An 18588-nucleotide genomic window follows, 5' to 3' on the forward strand; every position below is an offset into this window, starting at 1 on the left:
AGCCCCATGTTGTTTAGACCCTAAAGCTATATACATGTTCCAACACGAAATTTCCCAACTCAATTTAGCACAACTGAAAGCTGGCGAAAAACGCTGGATTGGTAATCTACAAGGTTCTGCCGCAGCATTATTATTTAAAGAAATTGGTCAGCAGAATCAGCATTTATTTGTGATTGTCGCGCGCAATCAACAACATTTGGCGCAGTTAGAAAGCGAATTAGAATTTTACGGGGTAAAACCGACTATTTTCCCCGATTGGGAAATTTTGCCTTATGACCGCTTGTCACCGCATCAAGATATTGTGTCGGAGCGTTTGGCGATTTTATCCAATATGCCGCAGCAAGGTGTATTGTTGGTTTCGGCAACCACTTTGGCACAACGTGTTGCACCAACCTCATGGGTGTTAGGCGAGCATTTCGATATTCGTGTTGGGCAAAAGTTTGCTTTGGAACAACAAAAGCAGCGTTTGGTACAAGCAGGCTATCATCTGGTCGATACAGTCTATGATCATGGTGAATTCGCTGTGCGTGGCAGTATTATGGATATTTATGCTTCGGGACAGGAAGCACCCATCCGTATTGATTTATTTGATGATGAAGTTGAAACCTTAAAGTTTTTTGATCCAGAAACGCAGCGTACCACCCAAAGTTTGCAGAATTTTACGGTTTTACCCGCCAAAGAATTTCCATTAAAAGAAGGTCGTGCGATTTTCCGTGACCGCTATGCAGAAAGTTTCCCAACGGCAAACCCGAAAAAGAACCCTGTGTATCAGGATGTGTTAGAAGGCATTGCATCGCCTGGTTTAGAGTTTTATTTTCCGTTATTCTTCACTCAAGCACAGCTTGAAGGTCAAAATACATTACTTTCATACTTACCAAAGCATTGCATTGTCATTACAGATAAGGCGGTGGATGACTGTTTAACTCAATTTTGGAAAGATGTGCTGTATCGTTATGAGGACAGACGTCATAACATCGACCAGCCGATTTTGCCGCCTGAGCAATTATTCCTACAACCAAATCAATTATTAGAACAACTGAATCAATTTGGACGTGTGATTGCATCGCCCGAAGCTTTTGAGCAAAAAGCAGGTGTAGTGAACTTAAGCACACTTGTACCACCATGTTTGGCGGTTGATCCTAAACAAGAACAACCCTTTCATGCCGTTAAGCAATATATTGATGCGGCCAATCATCCTGTTTTATTGGTGGCAGAAAGTGCAGGTCGTCGTGAAACCTTAAAAGATGCGTTGCGTGCCGCTTTGGGTGAAATTCCACAAGTGGAGAGTTTTGAGGCATTTCAGCAGTCTTTACAAGCCATTGCGATTACCAATGCACCTTTAGATCGCGGCTTGGTCATTCAAGATCAATTGAGTGTAATCTCAGAAAATCAGTTGTATGAACATCGTGTGGTGCAGCGCCGTCGTAAACGTCAGCAGGAAGTTTCTGAAGAGTTTTTAATTCGCAGTTTGACCGAGTTAAGCATTGGTGCACCTGTGGTACATATTGATTATGGCGTAGGGCGTTATGCAGGTTTAATTACTTTAAATATTGATGAGCAAGAGCATGAGTTTTTACAACTTGATTATGCCGATGCTGCAAAAGTGTATGTACCTGTTACCAATTTGCATTTAATCAGCCGTTATAGCGGTGGTGATCCAGACCTTGCGCCTTTGCATAAATTAGGCACAGATGCATGGAATAAAGCCAAACGCAAAGCGTTGGAACAAATTCACGATGTGGCAGCAGAATTACTGCATATTCAGGCACGTCGTCAATCTAAACCGGGTTTTGCTTTTGAGTTGGATCATAGTCTTTATATGCAATTTGCCAGTGGCTTTGCTTATGAAGAAACCTTAGATCAAGCTAATGCAATTGAAGCGACCTTACATGATATGCAATTGGCAAAACCAATGGATCGTTTGGTCTGCGGTGATGTCGGTTTTGGTAAAACTGAAGTCGCAATGCGGGCTGCATTTGTCGCGGTACAGAACAACAAGCAAGTTGCTGTATTGGTTCCAACAACATTGTTGGCACAACAGCATTATGAATCCTTTAAAGACCGTTTTGCCGATTGGCCTGTGCGTATTGAAGTCTTGTCGCGTTTTGGTTCAAGCAAATCTCATCAAAAAACCATTGAAGATTTAGCAGAAGGCAAAGTCGATATTGTGATTGGGACGCACAAAATTCTACAAGAAAATATTCAGTTCAAGCAATTAGGCTTGATGATTGTCGATGAAGAACATCGTTTTGGTGTACGTGACAAAGAACGTATTAAAGCGTTGCGTGCCGATGTTGATATGTTGACTTTAACCGCAACGCCAATTCCACGTACCTTAAATATGGCATTTAGTGGTATGCGCGATTTATCTATTATTGCCACACCGCCTGCACGTCGTTTAGCGGTGAAAACCTTTGTGCAAGAGCATACAGGCGATACGGTGAAAGAAGCCATTTTACGTGAATTGTTACGTGGTGGTCAGGTGTATTTCCTGCATAATGAAGTGGAAACCATTGAGCGTAGTGCTGAAACCATTCGTGAATTGGTACCAGAAGCGCGGGTTGCAGTTGCGCATGGGCAAATGCGCGAGCGTGAATTAGAGCAAGTCATGCAGCAGTTTTATCATAAAGAATATAACGTGTTGGTTTGCTCAACCATTATTGAAACAGGGATTGATGTTCCAAATGCCAATACCATTTTAATTGAACGTGCAGATAAACTCGGATTGGCGCAGTTGCACCAATTACGTGGTCGTGTTGGACGTTCGCATCACCAAGCTTATGCGTATTTGCTGGTACCTTCCATTAAGGGCTTAAAAGGCGATGCTGAAAAACGCTTGGATGCGATTCAGCGTGCCTCAACTTTGGGTGCAGGTTTTATGCTGGCAACCGAAGACTTGGAAATTCGTGGTGCGGGCGAATTACTGGGTGAGCAACAAAGCGGTTCAATGCAAGCTATTGGTTATAGCCTGTATATGGAAATGCTGGAAAAAGCCACCAAAGCCATTCAAAAGGGTAAAACTCCTAACTTCGATGCACCATTGTCTTTAACTGCAGAAATCAACCTGCACATGCCTGCTTTAATTCCAGATGATTATTTGGGCGATGTGCATCAGCGCTTATTGTTCTACAAACGCATTAGTAATACCGATACTCAAGAAAAGCTTGATCATATCCGTATGGAGTTGATTGACCGTTTTGGTATTCCACCACAAGCGGTGAAACAATTATTTGCTGTACATCAACTGCGTTTAAAAGCAGAGCAGTTGGGCATCACTAAAATTGATATTGGTACAAATGGCGGTCATATCGAATTTTCACCAGATACACCTGTGCAAGCCATGAGCATCATTCAAATGATGCAAAAACATCCGACCTATTTCCGTATGGATGGTGGACAGCGTTTAAAAGTGATGGTGATGTTGGAGGAAGCTGAAAAGCGGATTCAATTTATTGCCGATCTATTAAACAGCCTGCTAAAAACTTTGCACAGCTGAGTTTAAAAATGCAAATTGATCCAAATATCATATCGGTAAATTTATGAATATTTGCTAAGAAACCTCTGATTCTATAATGAATATTATTCATGATGAATTTGGTTAAAATTGCACTTTATTTACATCGAAACATGATGGGAATCATACTCAGTTCACTAGGGATGTGATAGTATTACCCATCATTACAATTTGCGTCATTTATAAAGATATGTTTAGTTTGCATCCACAACTTGCTCAAGATACTTTTTTTGTAGGCGACTTTCCTCTGTCAACATGTCGTTTAATGAATGATATGCAATTCCCTTGGTTAATTCTAATTCCACGTGTGCCAGGGGTTACAGAACTATACGAATTAAGCCAGGCAGACCAAGAACAATTTTTACGTGAATCTAGCTGGTTATCTAGCCAATTATCACGTGTATTCCGTGCCGATAAAATGAATGTGGCGGCTTTAGGTAATATGGTTCCACAATTGCATTTTCATCACGTCGTGCGTTATCAAAATGATGTGGCTTGGCCTAAACCAGTTTGGGGTACGCCAGCTGTACCATACAGCAATGAAGTTTTGGCTCACATGCGTCAAACCTTGATGCTTGCTCTGCGTGGTCAAGGCGATATGCCATTTGACTGGCGAATGGATTAATTGAAATGAATTGCCACGCAGGATGCGTGGCTTTTTAATCCTAGATTGGAGTAGGCCGCGGTGTTCATGTACAATTGGATGGAAAGAGATCCCAAACAATTCGAATTTCTGCATCGTTTAGTCGGGTATGCAAGTTTATCCCTGATTATGGTGGTCTATCACTACACCTACGCCGATACCAATTATCAAATTTACCTTCCGTTTTTTCTTACTTTTTTATTTCTGATAATTCCTAAATTTTCGCGTTGGCTGCAATATAAATATAGTCATCAAGCCAAGCGTAATATCCTGTTTATTATTGATATTGTGGTAGTCGCAGTATGTTTGTCTGCGGTACATCTGAATTTGGTACTTACTTTTGCCGCTTTATTTGCGCTGCTATATACCGCCATTTATATTAAAGTTTCTTTCTTTTTGGTGGCATTGGCATCCTTATTGGCGGTCACAGTTTTTTATTTTTGTAATATTTTTATTTTTGGTTTTAACGAATATTTTGAACAAAGCAGTACCGAACTTACGATTTTAGCCTTTTTATGTATGATCTTTTACTTTGGCATGGGCAGTGCCTATCAGGCACGTCGTATCCGCTATACCACGGCAAAGAAAGACCATTACTACACACAAATGAACCGCTATATGGAATTTGCGAATCAGCTTAGTCGCTATGCACCTTTGCAGTTGTGGCAATCGATTATGAAAGGTGAGTCGGAAGCGAAAATTGAATATAAACGTAAAAAAATGACGATTTTCTTTTCTGATATTCAAGGCTTTACTGAACTTTCTGAAACACTAATTCCAGATGATTTAGCATTCCTGCTCAATGATTATTTAAGCCACATGACCGAAATTGCCAAGCAATATGAAGCGACGGTGGATAAGTTTATGGGTGATGCGATTTTAATTTTCTTTGGTGATCCAAATACGCAAGGTGTTGAACAAGATGCTAAAACTTGTGTAGAGATGGCTATTGCGATGCGTCAGCAAATGAAATTGTTACGCGAACGTTGGGTCAAAATGGGCTATCCGCCTTTACATATTCGTATGGGTATCAGTACAGGATATTGCCACGTTGGGAACTACGGTGCAGCACATCGGATGGCATATACCATTGTTGGGCGTGATGCTAACTTAGCTGCGCGTTTGCAAAGTGCGGCCGAAGTTGATGAAATTTTACTTTCAGATGACACTTATAAACTGATTAAAAATGATTATTTGTGTGCTCCGAAAGCACCGATCTTTTTAAAGGGGATTCAAGGTCCTGTAAAAACTTGGCAAGTGATGGAAAAATATGCGGCCAGCAAGTCGGATTATCAGCGTTGGTTTGACTACGAATATAAAGGTTTTCATTTGTTGCTTAATTTGGATGAAGTGCAGAATTTTGAATATCCTGAGCTAATTACCGTATTAGAAAAAATGATTAAAAGAATTCAAACGCAGCAAAAGCTGACCAACTCACAGGGCATTGTAAAACTTAATCTTGAAGATGAAGTGATTGAACATCCACCTGTTGAAGAAATTGCCAAAACTCATATTCCTGAAAAACACTAAAATTTTTCTTATAATGTAGATCTCGTTTAACTTTTAAATCCTCAAAAATTTTAAATCTAAAGTTGTGCAATAAAAAAACTGCGCCGTAGCGCAGTTTTTTAGAATTAGCATCATTTTATGATTAATGATTTTCTGAAGCATGGTTAATGGTGTATTTTGGAATTTCGACTTCCAAGTCTTCATTGACCACTTTAACCTGACAAGATAAGCGTGAATCAGGCTCTAAACCCCAAGCACGGTCTAATAAGTCAGCTTCAACATCATCCATTTCTTCTAGGCTGTCAAAGCCTTTACGAACAACAACGTGGCAAGTGGTACATGCACAAGACATATCGCAAGCATGTTCAATTTTAATGCCATTTTCAAGTAAGCTTTCGCATAAGTTGGCATTTTGTTCGACTTCAAACTCAGCACCTTCTGGGCAGAATTGCGCATGTGGAAGTACTTTAATACGTGGCATAATCTTTACCTTAAATTAGTTTGAGTTTGACCAGTCGTCGAGTTTAGTGCCTTTAAGTGCTGCATCAACATGTTGATTCATACGAATTGCAGCAAAAGCATCACTGTGTATTTTAAGCTGTTCAACAGCATGTTCAATGGCTTTAATGTCTTGTCCAGTCAATTCGGCTTCCAACTGCGCTTTGGCAGTATTTAAAGCTTCTAATTGTTCTGGGCTTAATAGTTGTGCATCTACTTTTAAGGCTTGTTGTAAAGCTTCAAGTTCACGTTGTGCTTCAACTTTGGTTTCATGCAAATGACGCAATTGCTTGTCTTCTTCTGCATATTTGAAACCATCTAGCAGCAAACGCTCGGTATCTGCTTCAGATAAACCATAAGATGGCTTGATGTCGATATTTGCAGTCACACCAGAAGTGGTTTCTTTAGCAGAAACACTGAGCAAGCCATCAGCATCGACTTGGAACGTAACTTCAATGCGTGCCTGACCCGCAGTCATTGGTGGAATACCGTGTAGCACAAAACGACCTAAGCTACGACAATGTTCTACCAAATCACGCTCACCTTGTACCACATGAATCAACATGGCAGTTTGGCCATCTTGATAAGTGGTAAATTCTTGGCGACGTGCTACAGGAATTGCAGTATTGCGTGAAATTAAGCGTTCCACCAAACCGCCCATGGTTTCTAAACCCAAAGACAGTGGGGTAACGTCTAATAGCAACGAACCATCTTTGCTGTTACCAATTAGTTGATTGGCGGTAATTGATGCACCAATTGCAACCACTTCATCTGGGTTAATTGTGCATAATGGTTCTTGATTAAATACTTCACGAACAGCTTTTTGCACGGCATAAGAACGTGTTGAACCACCAACTAAAACTACATTTTGAATGTCATCTAGGTCAAGTTTGGCATCGCGTAATACACGTTTGCATACACTAATGGTTTTATCTAAAGCAACCTGAATAATACTTTCAAAGTTTGCGCGGTCTAATTGCAGCGTGTGCTCTAACAGTTTTAATTCAACACTTTCTGCATTGCTGAGCGCTTCTTTGGCTTTACGTGCAGACACAATAAAGTGTGCATATTCTGCATCATCTAAACTTTCAATATTCAGCTGTTTTTTTGCCCATTTTACAATCAGACGATCTAAGTCATCACCACCTAAAGCAGTGTGGCCGCCTGTGGCTAAAACTTCAAAAACACCTTGAGAGAAACGTAAAATAGAAACGTCAAACGTACCACCGCCCAAGTCGTAAATCACATAGTTACGGTCTTGAGCCAAGTTGGTGTCTTGATCTAAACCGTAGGCAACCGCTGCTGCAGTCGGTTCATTCAATAAACGCAATACTTTTAAACCTGCAAGCTCGGCAGCGTCACGTGTGGCTTGGCGTTGAGCTTCATCAAAATAAGCAGGAACAGTAATCACTGCACCATTTACAGGGTTTTGTAAGCTGGCTTCTGCGCGGTCTTTGAGTTGTTTAAGTAATTCTGCCGAAATTTCAACAGGTGTTTTACGGCCTTGAGCTGTTTCAAAAGCAGGCATTTGATTGTCTTCACCCACTAACGTGTATGGATGTTGAAATTTAATGTCCGCTTTAGAACGACCCATAAAACGCTTGACTGAAACAATCGTGTTTTTAGGGTCTGTAGTAATAAATGGCGCAGCAGCATTGCCATAATGTGTATTTTGCTCTGCATAATGGACGATAGAAGGCAGTAGCACGCGACCTTGCTCATCATGCAAGACTTTGGCTTTACCAGAAAGAACTGTGGCAACCAATGAATGAGTGGTGCCTAAGTCAATGCCAATCGCAATGCGATGTTCATGCGGTGCACTTGATTGACCTGGTTCTGCAATTTGCAAGAGCGCCATTATGTAAAATCCTTTGCCCGTTAAATATTAAAATACAAACTAAAATTAAAAATCATCGTCTAAATCAAAACTGTCATCATCAAGGAAACGATCTTCAGCTTTGTCTAGGTCAGCCATAACTTTCATGAAAAAGCGTAATTTACGCACAGTGTCACGCGCTTCTGCCCAATCTTCTTCGGCATAGTCAATTTTAAATTCACGGACTAAGCCATCAACCCATTGTTGTACTTCAACCTTTAATGACTGTAAGTCATCGGCACAGTTGGCATCATCCAATTGCTCACGAATTTCCAAGGCATCTTGTAAAAATTCAAAGTCATGGATGGATTGATCGAGATGATAATCTTGCTTTTTCAATGAGAGTAAATATGCAGCACGACTGTCTACCGCAGAGAGTTGTTTAAACGCCTGATTAATTTTACTAGATTTAATCAAGGCTTGATCTTTGTCTTCGGCTTTGTCGGGGTGATATTGCTGCTGTAGCTTTAAAAATTCAGCTTTTAAAGTAGCGAAATCAATATCGAGTGCAACAGGAAGATTAAACAACTCAAAATGATTCATGGGAGATGGAATCCGCGATTAGTGTGCAAAATTGGCTGCATAAATGCAATTAAAACAGTGTATTGTACACTGTTTTAAGCTAAAAAGAGGGAGGTGGCGTTATACCGTGAACGATTCACCGCAGCCACATTCACCTTTTTTATTGGGGTTGTTAAACTCGAAACCTTCGTTTAAACCATTTTTGACATAGTCCATTTCCATGCCATCTAGGTAAACTAGGCTTTTCGGATCAACGAAAACTTTAACACCAAACTGTTCAAACATTTGGTCGTGCGTATCGACTTCATCTACAAATTCGAGTACATAAGCCAAACCAGAACAGCCTGAAGTTTTCACACCAACGCGAATACCTTGACCCTTACCGCGATTCTTTAAGTAATTGCTGATATGAGTTGCAGCATTTTCAGTTAAATTGATCATGAAAACTCCGTTTGTTTTTCCACAAAACTTAGCAAATTAAGCTTTGGTCTTTTTGCTGCGATAGTCTTCTACAGCAGCTTTAATTGCATCTTCTGCCAATACAGAGCAGTGTACTTTCACTGGTGGAAGGGCAAGTTCGGTAGCAATATCAATGTTCTTGATCGCTTGTGCTTCATCTAAAGTTTTACCTTTAAGCCACTCAGTAACCAAAGAACTTGAAGCAATGGCAGAACCACAACCATAAGTTTTGAAACGTGCTTCTTCAATCACGCCTTCGTCATTCACTTGAATTTGCAGACGCATTACATCGCCACATGCAGGTGCGCCCACCATACCTGTACCAACGTTTTCAGCATTTTTGTCTAAAACGCCAACATTACGAGGGTTTTCGTAATGATCAATTACTTTATCGCTATAAGCCATGTCGCTTCTCCAAACCTCGGGGTCAGCCTTAATATAAATATGGGGGTGAAATTACCTTTATCAATCTAATGGCTTCCTGTCAAAGCCATTAGATTTGGGATGAATTAGTGTTCAGTCCATTCTACTTTAGAAAGGTCAATCCCTTCTTTATACATATCCCAAAGCGGTGAAAGTTCACGTAACTTTTCAACAGCAGCTTTAGTCACAGTTAGGACATGATCAATATCTTCTTCAGTGGTGTATTTACCAAAACTGAAACGAATTGAGCTGTGTGCAAGTTCGTCTGAAAGACCTAGTGCACGTAATACATAAGATGGCTCTAAAGTCGCTGAAGTACACGCAGAACCTGAAGATACCGCAGCATCTTTAAGAGACATCATTAAAGATTCACCTTCAACAAAGTTGAAGCTGACGTTTAAATAGTTGGCTACGTTTAGTGTTGGGTGACCATTCAGGAAAACTTGTTCCATGGTGTTCAAGCCATTCCAAAGTTTGTCGCGCAATACACGTAAACGGGCTTGTTCAGAAGCCAAGTTTTTGCCTGCAAGTTCAAATGCTTCGCCCATACCTACAATTTGGTGGGTTGCAAGTGTGCCTGAACGCATGCCACGCTCATGACCGCCACCATGCATTTGTGCTTTTAAGCGTACGCGTGGACTGCGGCGTACAAATAGCGCACCAATACCTTTAGGGCCATAGATTTTGTGTGCAGAGAAGCTCATTAAGTCTACTTTTAAGGTAGATAAATCAATTTCTACCTTACCTGCAGCTTGCGCAGCATCAACGTGGAAGAAGATTTTTTTGGCACGGGTGATTTCGCCAATTGCAGCGACATCGGTAATCGTACCAATTTCGTTATTGACCATCATCAACGACACTAAAATGGTGTCTGGACGAATTGCTGCTTCAACCATTTCAGGGGTAATTAAACCTGTTTGTGGTTGTGGCTCTAAGTAGGTGATTTCAAAACCTTCAGATTCAAGCTCACGGCAGGTATCTAAAATGGCTTTGTGTTCAATTTTAGAGGTAATAATGTGTTTGCCTTTAGACGCATAGAATTGCGCTACGCCTTTCAGTGCAAGGTTATCTGATTCTGTTGCACCAGAAGTCCACACGATTTCACGTGGGTCTGCTTTGATCAAGTTCGCAACTTGTTCACGTGCATATTCAACTTTTTCTTCTGCTTGCCAGCCATAAGCGTGCGAACGAGAAGCGGCATTACCGAAAGTCCCATCAAAAGTCAGGCACTCCATCATGCGTTCTGCAACTTGAGGATCTACAGGAGTGGTTGCTGCGTAGTCAAGATAAATTGGACGTTTCATGTCAAATACCTGTAACCGATAACAGAGCTGAATCAAACGGTGCTGTGTTCTGGCGAATGGCAACAGTTTGTACGTTGTCACGCGCAACTAAATCAGCAAGTGAGATTTTAGCGAGATAGTCGGCAATATGATGGGAGAGTTCCTGCCATAAGTCGTGAGTCAAGCACATTGCACCATTTTGACAGTTGCCTTTATGGTCGCAACGCGTTGCATCAACAGTTTCGTTTACGGCTTCAATGATTTCTAGCACAGTGATTTCATTTGCACTACGTGCTAAATGGTAACCACCGTTAGCACCGCGAACACTAGACACTAAGCCGTGGCGCTTAAGTTTTGCGAATAACTGCTCAAGATAAGCAACAGAAATAGTTTGACGGGCTGCAATTTCAGCAAGCGTGATCGTTTGTTCAGTTGGCTGCAAAGCTAAATCAAGTAGAGCAGTCACTGCGTAGCGACCGCGAGTTGTTAAGCGCATGATTCGATACACATGATTAGACTAGATATGGGTATTCTATGAATCCCGACTAAATTAGTCAAGTATTTTATTGTGATATTGTGCGCGAGGATTTACGCTGTTTTTCTTGATATTTTAATGCGTTTAAACGATCCATAAATTATACACTAATAACGTAATTAATAGTACTGTTATTACACCAAAGACGATGTTAATGCGCTTTTGACGACGTTCAATCCGACGAATACGGTTTTTATGCTGTTTAAGCTCAACTTGTAGGGTGTTGATCTTAGAGCGTTGTTCATCAATTTTGTCTAAAAGTGGGGCAATGCGCTTTTTAGAACCAATCACTTCTTGTTCTTGCGGTGCTTCTTTCAGCCATTGTTTCCAGTCAGCTAAAACTTTGGGTGCACTAAAATGCAAAATTAGATCACGAAACTCATCTTTAAGGGTAATGTCACCATCTATACGCATGTGTTTAATACTGCGACGATTACCTAAAATAAAGATTTTAAATAAATCTATGAGGGTGGTGCGCACATCTAAATCGACAGCTTGTTCAGGTGCTTTGCTGTCAAATAAGATGCCGTTTGGATTGAATTCCACGTAAATGTCGAAATAAGGAATATAGCTATTAATTTTAATGGTGATTTTCTGGTCGACAAACTTTTTAGCCTGCAAAGCGACCACACGATCATGTTTTAGAATAAAGCTAAAAATTGTTTCCAGCACAATCATGAGCATGGTCAGCAACAAATGTGGATTACTTTGTCTTTGTTGCGAATCACTCATAAAATCAAGTCCCTAAATCTAAAGTTGAATTCCTTGTTTTGCGCTTCGTTGAGAATACATTCTAAGAAGCGCAGCGAATAATCTTGCTTTGTAGAACAGTTTAGCAAAACGATCAAGTATTTAATTTGCTATTATGAAAGCATTTTGTAGGTTTATTACATTTATGTGTGCATAAATAAGCAGGAGAGAGGTTCATGGAAAAAACGACGGATAGCGTAGAAGAGCATTTGCTTGAATCAGAAACCACATTGAAAAATAAAGATAAATTACGCTCAGGACGTAAATCATCACTCGATTTTCGTAAATATACCAAGCAAATTTGGCTAGCAGGTTTAGGTGCATTTTCACGCGCAGAAGAAGAAGGCAATAAATTGTTTGACTCTCTGGTCAAGGTGGGTGAGGAATTAGAATCTAAAACTACAGAAATTGCCGATCAAACAGTTGAAAAAGTGTCTGAAAAAGCCAAAGAGTCGGTCATTGATACTAAAGATAAAGTTGAACGTTTAATTGACCTAAGCGTAAATCATTCGTTAAATAGAATTGGCTTAGTGACAGCAAAAGACTTGCAACATTTAGAGCAATTGGTACTCCAATTGCATGCCAAAGTAGATGCGTTGATTGAGGAAAATAAACAATTAAAAGAAGATGTTGCGAAAAAGTAATTGCCTACATAACGTACTAAAAAGATGCTGTTTTAATATACATTAGGTATTTTAGGTTGAAACGCAACACTCCCTAATAGTTCCATCGTTTTTACCATTTATTTTGCATAAAAGCGTGCAGGGAGTATTGCTTTTACCCTCAAAGCATTGCTATAAAGGCGTTACGGTAATTTAAATTAAATCTCTGGACCTTAAATAAACGATATTAAGAGGACGTAATTTTCATGAATAAATCAGAATTAATCGATGCAATTGCAGAGAAAGGGGGATTGTCTAAGACTGATGCAGGTAAGGCCTTAGACGCAACAATTGCTTCTATTACTGAAGCGCTTAAAGCGGGTGATACTGTAACCCTCGTTGGTTTTGGTACATTTAATGTGAAAGAGCGTGCTGCTCGCACAGGTCGTAACCCACAAACAGGTGCTACACTTGAAATTAAAGCAAGCAAAGTACCAAGCTTTAAAGCGGGTAAAGGTTTAAAAGATTCAGTAGCATAATCTTTTAAAATGCCAAGAAAGCGCGCCAATTGGCGCGTTTTTTATTAATAATGTCAATAAACGGCTTCAACGCATTCATTCGTTGAGGGTTTTCAGTTAAAATCTCGCACAAATAAAATATTGGAATACTTATGGAATCTTTTCGTAAAGTTATTAAGGGTTGGTTGGGCAAAGTTTTGCTCGTCTTGTTCTTGACCCCTTTAGCACTTGTAGGTATTGAAGGATATTTTAGTGGAGGTCAGTCTGAAGACACTGCACAAACAGTCAATGGTCAGCAAATTTCAAAACGAGAATTAGATAATCTGACCAATTCCTTGAAAGAACAATACTTGGCCTATACCAATGGTGATGAAACACTATTGAATCAAAATTATATTCAAAACAAAGCCAAAGATACGTTGGTTGCACGTACCTTGTTATTACAACAAGCTGAGAAATTAGGGATTTCTTTGAGCGATGCACAAATTGAACAAATGATTGCACAGCAACCGAATTTCCAACAAGATGGCAAGTTTTCTGAAAGCTTGTATGCGAACTATCTGCAATCTGTAGGCATGACCAATCAGGCGCTTGTGGCAAATTTACGCCAAGACCATGCGTTAAAAATGCTGAGTGCTAGCTTTACCGATTATGCTTTAGTTAGCCCGTCTGATATTCAGCAAATTGCCAATTTACAAACCCAGCAACGTACTTTGCATTTATCTAGCATTAAGTTAGATGACTACAAGAAAAACATCACCACAAATGCACAAGAGATTGCTGCGTATTATGAACAGCACGCCAATGCCTTTAAACAGGTTGCTAGCGTTGATGTCGATTACATTGTGGTGACTCCAGCCAATATTGCACCTGCAAATACGGCTGTCACTGACGCAGAGTTACAACAGGCTTATCAAAAGTTTGTCGAAACTCAAAAAGGTGCTGCTGTACCGACAGTGAAACATATTTTAATCACCACCGATGCGCGTGATGATGCCGCAGCTAAAAAACTTGCAGAGCAAGCCGCAGCTGAAATTAAGCAAGGTACAAGCTTTACTGCAGCTGCACAAAAGTATTCGGATGATCCTGAGTCTAAAGCCAAAGGTGGTGAGGTTGCAGGTTATGAAGCAGGCGTATTTGGCGATGCCTTTGACAAAGCCGTGGGTAGCTTAAAATCTGGTGAAGTATCACAGCCGATTAAAACTCAATATGGCTATCATGTGATTCAAACAGAAGGTGCTACAGTTCAAGTCCCTGCGTTTGAAACTCAAAAAGCACGTTTAATGGCAGAGTTGCAAAAAGCCAAAACTGAAAATGCGTATACCGATACCATCAACAGCTTAAATGAATTGGTGGTGAGTAGTGATGTTTTAGATGTTGTGGCAGAAGAAGTGAAAACGGCCAAAGTCGAATCTGTTAATGGTTTAACTTTGGCGGCGCAGCATCCTGTTTTAAGCCAGCCATCTGTCAAAGTTAAATTGTTTAATGATGATGTGAAAAATGGCGATCGCAACGCATCGAGTAACATTACTTTAGCCAATGGCGATGTGGTATGGGTGAAAGTGCGTAATTACCATGCCGCAGGTGTGCAAACTTTAGAAGAAGCAACACCCCGCGTAAAAGCTAAACTGATTGAGAAAAAAGCCTTTGATGCAGCGAAAAAAGATATTCAAGCTGCGTTGGATGCCTTTAAAACTCAACCTGCAGCGACCGTTTTGGCGAAAAACCAAATCCGTTTTGAAAATGCAGGCACATTCACCCGTGCAGATGGTTTGTTAAAGCGTGAAATTGAACGTGCTGCATTTAGTGTGCTTGCGCCTAAAGATGGTATGTGGTCAGTAACAACAGCATCTATACCAAATGAATTGGTGGTGGTAGCTGTATCAAATGTAAACGATACTACATCGAATGCTTTAACGCCTGAGCAACTGAAAGAGTTAGCGCAGTTGTATCAACAATTACGTGCTCAACAAGAGCTAGATGACTATACGCAATATTTGAAATCGAAAGCGAAAATCAAATAAGTGATGAACATCTACAAAAAAACCAGCAAATTTGCTGGTTTTTTTGTGCATCTAAAATGATTAAGTAAGCAGTTTCAAGATTTATTCAGCGCGAATTTTTAGCTCATAACCTGTGTATTTACGAATGTTGATGACACCTGTATCCAAGATTAAATATTGCCCTTTAATTCCTTGCAGTTTGCCGCGAATGATTGGGGTTTTATCTAAGTTATGCGATTTAATTTTCTCAGGATACTGTTCTACAGGGTACACAAATTCACGCGGAAGTTCCTGATCTAAAAGCTCTACCGTTTCGTTGAATTCAAGGTTTTGACTAAACTCATCACGAATGGTCTGAATTTTAGGCGCAAACTCTTCAATCAGTTGTTCACGCACTTCAATTAGGTTTAGCGGCTCTGCTTCGCCTTTGAGTAGTTTGCGCCAGTCGGTTTTATCTGCGACTTGTGTACCAAACATAACTTCCAATTGCCCAGATAAACGGCGTGAGCCGACTTTCATAATTGGCAAGGCTTGAGTTGCGCCCTGATCTAGCCAACGTGTTGGCATTTGACCTAAACGGGTGATTCCCACTTTTAAAGCACTTGAATTGGCTAAATATACGATGTGCGGTTGAAAGCAGACTTCTTGAGCAAAACTATCTTCACGACAGGTACCTAAATGATAGTGACAGGTCTCAGGCTTCATGATGCACATATCGCAAGATGCTTTGGTTTTAAAACACTTGAAACAATGTCCTTGCGAATAGGATTTTGGTGTTTTCACACCACAAGAAACACAATAAATATTGCCCGTCCATTCCAGTTCAAGTTCTTGCCCAAGCTGAAAAGGCAGGTCAATTTCTGCACGGTCTAGAATAAATTTATATTCAACATTTGCCTTGTGTACCTGTTCATCAGTTACACTATGGTCCTTAAGACCTGCGTGCATTTTATGGCAAATGCCTTGTAGTTCCATAAGAATACTCTCTCGAAAATGAAGGAATGCAGTGATGGCTGAAATGCGTTTAATTCAAGCATTAATTGATGATTTATCTCAACAACAGCCAATTTCTACTGCATTGTGTATAGGGCAAAATATTGAAGCAAGCCCGAAGTATAACAATCAAGCGGCTGATGAGCAGCCAACTATCCAATGGCAGTATTTTAGCGCATTGGCATTTTTAAATCTGCCTTTTACCCAACGTTTTGATTTGGCAGTTGTATTTTTAGATGCTGCCGATTTTGCTGCGCAGACACCACAACACACCTCGCAAATTTTGGTGAAGCTACGTGATTTATTGGCAAAACGTATTGTGGTGATTGCTGCGCGTGAAGATGAGCAATTGCTTAGAGCGCTTGGTTTTACGCAATTGATTGAACATCGCTTTGAGCAGCATCATTTGTGCTTATGGCAATTTAATATTTTGACTTATAAGCACGTGCCTGATTGGTTTAATTCTAAGTTTTGGGCAAACCCTGAAAATTGGGATAAATTCCGCTGGTAAGTGCTGAATTACGATCACAAAATTCTAATAATGATAATTAATTCACATAAATTTAGGATATTGCAAAATTTAACAATTTCAAGCGCGCAATTCAGTCAAAACTTCGTATGCTGTCATAAGGGCATTATGAGGAAAATAAAATGACCAATTTAAGCAATATTGTTGAAATTTTAGCAAAGCAGGCATTGGGCGCGAATCAGCAATCTAATCAATCTCAAGGCGGATTGGGTGGTATTTTAGGTTCGGTTTTGGGGCAACTTGGTGGTAATAACCAACAATCTGCGCAAGGCGGCTTGGGTGGCATTTTTGGTTCGGTACTAGGTCAGTTAGGTGGGCAACAACAGCCTTCTGCTACAGGTGCTTCAGGTACACAAAGTTTATTGATTGCAGTTTTGCCTTTGGTGTTGGCATGGATTCAAAAACAGGGTGGCTTGCAAGGTGCTTTGGATAAACTCAAAGGACAAGGCTTAACCAGTCAGGTGGATGATTGGGTGTCTACAGGCCCAGGTGAAAATGCGCATGTAGGTGCTGAACAAGTACAAAGTTTATTTGATGATGCCGATGTAGAGCAGGTCGCACAGCAAACTCAGGCGCCAAAGCAAGATATTTATAATACGATTTCTGCAGTATTGCCGCAAATTATTGATTCATTGACACCACAAGGTGAGCAAACCAGTAAGCAAGAAGCCAATGATGATATTCAACAAGTGATGAATTTGGTGTCTGGGTTTTTAAAGCGTTAAATTAAGAAAAAATAAAAGGGCATAAGCCCTTTTATTTGTAGAATTCACTTTAATCTTAAGATTAGAAGTTATATTCCATACCAAGACCGAATACAGTCATTGTGTCATCTTTACCAACGCCAGTTTCCCAGTCGCGTTCTTGAGATGCTAATACGCCATACATACGCGCTTGTTTGTTGAAGTGATAGTCAACACCAAGACCGTATTGATCAATTGTGCGATCTTTTACACCAGTCGCTGTTGTTTCTGCAGTAATGTATTCAGCTTTAACTGTCCAAGGAGTATTAGCAAATTTATATGCTGCAGTGACAGCCATAGCTTGTTCTTCCAACGATGCAGCAGCTGATTTTAATTTAGCAGCAGCTAATACAGCAGCAGAAGGTGAGTCTGAAAGTTCAGCTTGTTGCCATAGAGCACCTAAAGTTAAACCTGGTAAACCAGCTGCCTTGAAGTTATAAGAACCTGTTACACGTACAGCATCTGATTCAACGTCTTTTAAACTATACGCTGCATAATCGCCTTGTACGCCCATGTTAGCAGCGATAGCTAAAGCAAGCCCTAAGTCTTTGTTGTCATAGCTTAAAGAGGTTGAAATTGCGTCACCAAAACTGTCACGATCTTCTGTTGTGTACTCAGATGCAGTATTTTCACCTTGCTGTGCCATGATGTTGAATTGAACACCACCAAGTAATTTTTTGTCAGTTTCAAAGCCAATTACGTTCTTAAGACGCTCTTCACCATGTAACACTTTACCCATATCAAGGCGAGTGTGGTCATTGAAAATATCTTGAGCACTGCCAGCAGCTGTTTTGAAATAAGAGTCATATTGACCAGCTTTTAATGTACCAATATCAGCCCATTTAAGACCTAAGAAGCGGTTACGTGTGCTCCAGTCCGTATCTGAACCAGCACCATCTGTAGAAACAGCCCATTCAGCTTGATACACCGCAGATAAGTTGTCAGTTAATTTTTCTTCGCCTTTAACGCCAATGCGTGAAGAATGAGAGCTTAACTCGGTAACATCATTACCTTGAAAGTCATGGTTATCTACTTGATCTAAAGATACATTCAGTTTGCCGTACAAAGTTGGTGCTGCTTGTGCTGCGCTTACACCCATTGCTGCAACAGTAGCTGCTAGAAGCAATTTTTTCATCAAGATTTCTCCAAAACACTTTTAAAAATGGCATTCGCCTTGCTTTCTTATTT

The 18588-nt window shown here is 40.3% G+C and carries 18 protein-coding genes; 8 read left to right on the top strand and 10 right to left on the bottom strand.

The genetic code is table 11. The features are described from left to right. Nucleotides 1-34: 34 nt before the first annotated feature. The 3 genes from mfd to FTU70_RS09735 all read left to right on the top strand — a co-directional run bounded on the left by mfd (nucleotide 35) and on the right by FTU70_RS09735 (nucleotide 5687). Entirely contained in the window at nucleotides 35-3496 is a 3462-nt protein-coding gene (mfd, locus tag FTU70_RS09725; RefSeq protein ID WP_180060517.1) for a transcription-repair coupling factor, read from the top strand. Between the two features lie 208 nt (nucleotides 3497-3704). After that, a complete protein-coding gene (locus FTU70_RS09730; RefSeq protein WP_004976660.1) occupies nucleotides 3705-4139 on the top strand; it encodes an HIT domain-containing protein in 435 nt (144 codons plus the stop codon). Between the two features lie 66 nt (nucleotides 4140-4205). Further along, nucleotides 4206-5687 carry an adenylate/guanylate cyclase domain-containing protein gene (locus tag FTU70_RS09735; RefSeq protein WP_218946867.1) on the top strand — a complete coding sequence of 494 codons (1482 nt, stop codon included), beginning with the start codon at nucleotides 4206-4208 and terminating at the stop codon, nucleotides 5685-5687. A 121-nt stretch (nucleotides 5688-5808) separates the two neighbouring features. On the opposite strand, the gene fdx is transcribed toward FTU70_RS09735, so the two are convergent. The 8 genes from fdx to FTU70_RS09775 all read right to left on the bottom strand — a co-directional run bounded on the left by fdx (nucleotide 5809) and on the right by FTU70_RS09775 (nucleotide 11994). After that, the gene (gene fdx / locus FTU70_RS09740; RefSeq protein WP_004976656.1) at nucleotides 5809-6147 is read right to left on the bottom strand and encodes an ISC system 2Fe-2S type ferredoxin; all 339 of its coding nucleotides are present in this window, start codon (nucleotides 6145-6147) and stop codon (nucleotides 5809-5811) included. A gap of 15 nt (nucleotides 6148-6162) precedes the next feature. Beyond that, the gene (gene hscA, locus FTU70_RS09745; protein WP_180060519.1) at nucleotides 6163-8022 is read right to left on the bottom strand and encodes a Fe-S protein assembly chaperone HscA; all 1860 of its coding nucleotides are present in this window, start codon (nucleotides 8020-8022) and stop codon (nucleotides 6163-6165) included. 45 nt (nucleotides 8023-8067) lie between these two features. Beyond that, nucleotides 8068-8583 carry a Fe-S protein assembly co-chaperone HscB gene (hscB, locus tag FTU70_RS09750; RefSeq protein WP_004976652.1) on the bottom strand — a complete coding sequence of 172 codons (516 nt, stop codon included), beginning with the start codon at nucleotides 8581-8583 and terminating at the stop codon, nucleotides 8068-8070. Between the two features lie 99 nt (nucleotides 8584-8682). Next, nucleotides 8683-9003: an iron-sulfur cluster assembly protein IscA gene (gene iscA / locus FTU70_RS09755; RefSeq protein ID WP_004976650.1), complete on the bottom strand. Its 321-nt coding sequence runs from the start codon at nucleotides 9001-9003 to the stop codon at nucleotides 8683-8685. A gap of 36 nt (nucleotides 9004-9039) precedes the next feature. Then, entirely contained in the window at nucleotides 9040-9426 is a 387-nt protein-coding gene (gene iscU / locus FTU70_RS09760) for a Fe-S cluster assembly scaffold IscU (protein WP_004976649.1), read from the bottom strand. Between the two features lie 104 nt (nucleotides 9427-9530). Next, complete coding sequence (locus tag FTU70_RS09765; RefSeq protein WP_136143974.1) at nucleotides 9531-10748, bottom strand: IscS subfamily cysteine desulfurase; 1218 nt, start codon at nucleotides 10746-10748, stop codon at nucleotides 9531-9533. Nucleotide 10749: 1 nt separating this feature from the next. Then, the gene (locus FTU70_RS09770; protein WP_004976645.1) at nucleotides 10750-11223 is read right to left on the bottom strand and encodes an Rrf2 family transcriptional regulator; all 474 of its coding nucleotides are present in this window, start codon (nucleotides 11221-11223) and stop codon (nucleotides 10750-10752) included. Nucleotides 11224-11346: 123 nt separating this feature from the next. After that, a complete protein-coding gene (locus FTU70_RS09775) occupies nucleotides 11347-11994 on the bottom strand; it encodes a hypothetical protein (protein ID WP_004976643.1) in 648 nt (215 codons plus the stop codon). A gap of 194 nt (nucleotides 11995-12188) precedes the next feature. Between FTU70_RS09775 and FTU70_RS09780 the strand changes: the two genes are divergently transcribed. The 3 genes from FTU70_RS09780 to FTU70_RS09790 all read left to right on the top strand — a co-directional run bounded on the left by FTU70_RS09780 (nucleotide 12189) and on the right by FTU70_RS09790 (nucleotide 15156). Beyond that, on the top strand, nucleotides 12189-12656 hold the full coding sequence (locus tag FTU70_RS09780; RefSeq protein WP_180060520.1) for a phasin family protein: 468 nt from the start codon (nucleotides 12189-12191) through the stop codon (nucleotides 12654-12656). A gap of 224 nt (nucleotides 12657-12880) precedes the next feature. Then, a complete protein-coding gene (locus FTU70_RS09785) occupies nucleotides 12881-13153 on the top strand; it encodes an HU family DNA-binding protein (protein ID WP_004976639.1) in 273 nt (90 codons plus the stop codon). A gap of 131 nt (nucleotides 13154-13284) precedes the next feature. Continuing rightward, the gene (locus FTU70_RS09790; protein WP_180060521.1) at nucleotides 13285-15156 is read left to right on the top strand and encodes a SurA N-terminal domain-containing protein; all 1872 of its coding nucleotides are present in this window, start codon (nucleotides 13285-13287) and stop codon (nucleotides 15154-15156) included. Between the two features lie 81 nt (nucleotides 15157-15237). Here the strand turns inward: FTU70_RS09790 and FTU70_RS09795 are convergent, their stop codons facing one another. Beyond that, nucleotides 15238-16110: a DUF2797 domain-containing protein gene (locus FTU70_RS09795; protein ID WP_131261455.1), complete on the bottom strand. Its 873-nt coding sequence runs from the start codon at nucleotides 16108-16110 to the stop codon at nucleotides 15238-15240. A gap of 34 nt (nucleotides 16111-16144) precedes the next feature. On the opposite strand from FTU70_RS09795, the gene FTU70_RS09800 reads away from it, so the two are divergent. Together FTU70_RS09800 and FTU70_RS09805 are read left to right on the top strand one after the other, a co-directional pair. Continuing rightward, on the top strand, nucleotides 16145-16639 hold the full coding sequence (locus FTU70_RS09800; RefSeq protein ID WP_004976635.1) for a DUF6231 family protein: 495 nt from the start codon (nucleotides 16145-16147) through the stop codon (nucleotides 16637-16639). Nucleotides 16640-16779: 140 nt separating this feature from the next. Beyond that, entirely contained in the window at nucleotides 16780-17382 is a 603-nt protein-coding gene (locus FTU70_RS09805; protein WP_180060522.1) for a YidB family protein, read from the top strand. 61 nt (nucleotides 17383-17443) lie between these two features. Here the strand turns inward: FTU70_RS09805 and FTU70_RS09810 are convergent, their stop codons facing one another. Beyond that, nucleotides 17444-18535 carry a porin gene (locus FTU70_RS09810; RefSeq protein ID WP_180060523.1) on the bottom strand — a complete coding sequence of 364 codons (1092 nt, stop codon included), beginning with the start codon at nucleotides 18533-18535 and terminating at the stop codon, nucleotides 17444-17446. Between the last annotated feature and the right edge of the window lie 53 nt (nucleotides 18536-18588).

It is taken from the genome of Acinetobacter sp. YH12135 (genome assembly GCF_013418565.1).
GTDB classification, from domain to species: Bacteria; Pseudomonadota; Gammaproteobacteria; order Pseudomonadales; family Moraxellaceae; genus Acinetobacter; species Acinetobacter towneri.

Coding starts and splice junctions, on each gene's coding strand:
- mfd (WP_180060517.1), top strand. CDS start 35: ATGTTCCAACACGAAATTTCCCAACTCAATTTAGCACAACTGAAAGCT.
- FTU70_RS09730 (WP_004976660.1), top strand. CDS start 3,705: ATGTTTAGTTTGCATCCACAACTTGCTCAAGATACTTTTTTTGTAGGC.
- FTU70_RS09735 (WP_218946867.1), top strand. CDS start 4,206: ATGTACAATTGGATGGAAAGAGATCCCAAACAATTCGAATTTCTGCAT.
- fdx (WP_004976656.1), bottom strand. CDS start 6,147: ATGCCACGTATTAAAGTACTTCCACATGCGCAATTCTGCCCAGAAGGT.
- hscA (WP_180060519.1), bottom strand. CDS start 8,022: ATGGCGCTCTTGCAAATTGCAGAACCAGGTCAATCAAGTGCACCGCAT.
- hscB (WP_004976652.1), bottom strand. CDS start 8,583: ATGAATCATTTTGAGTTGTTTAATCTTCCTGTTGCACTCGATATTGAT.
- iscA (WP_004976650.1), bottom strand. CDS start 9,003: ATGATCAATTTAACTGAAAATGCTGCAACTCATATCAGCAATTACTTA.
- iscU (WP_004976649.1), bottom strand. CDS start 9,426: ATGGCTTATAGCGATAAAGTAATTGATCATTACGAAAACCCTCGTAAT.
- FTU70_RS09765 (WP_136143974.1), bottom strand. CDS start 10,748: ATGAAACGTCCAATTTATCTTGACTACGCAGCAACCACTCCTGTAGAT.
- FTU70_RS09770 (WP_004976645.1), bottom strand. CDS start 11,223: ATGCGCTTAACAACTCGCGGTCGCTACGCAGTGACTGCTCTACTTGAT.
- FTU70_RS09775 (WP_004976643.1), bottom strand. CDS start 11,994: ATGAGTGATTCGCAACAAAGACAAAGTAATCCACATTTGTTGCTGACC.
- FTU70_RS09780 (WP_180060520.1), top strand. CDS start 12,189: ATGGAAAAAACGACGGATAGCGTAGAAGAGCATTTGCTTGAATCAGAA.
- FTU70_RS09785 (WP_004976639.1), top strand. CDS start 12,881: ATGAATAAATCAGAATTAATCGATGCAATTGCAGAGAAAGGGGGATTG.
- FTU70_RS09790 (WP_180060521.1), top strand. CDS start 13,285: ATGGAATCTTTTCGTAAAGTTATTAAGGGTTGGTTGGGCAAAGTTTTG.
- FTU70_RS09795 (WP_131261455.1), bottom strand. CDS start 16,110: ATGGAACTACAAGGCATTTGCCATAAAATGCACGCAGGTCTTAAGGAC.
- FTU70_RS09800 (WP_004976635.1), top strand. CDS start 16,145: ATGGCTGAAATGCGTTTAATTCAAGCATTAATTGATGATTTATCTCAA.
- FTU70_RS09805 (WP_180060522.1), top strand. CDS start 16,780: ATGACCAATTTAAGCAATATTGTTGAAATTTTAGCAAAGCAGGCATTG.
- FTU70_RS09810 (WP_180060523.1), bottom strand. CDS start 18,535: ATGAAAAAATTGCTTCTAGCAGCTACTGTTGCAGCAATGGGTGTAAGC.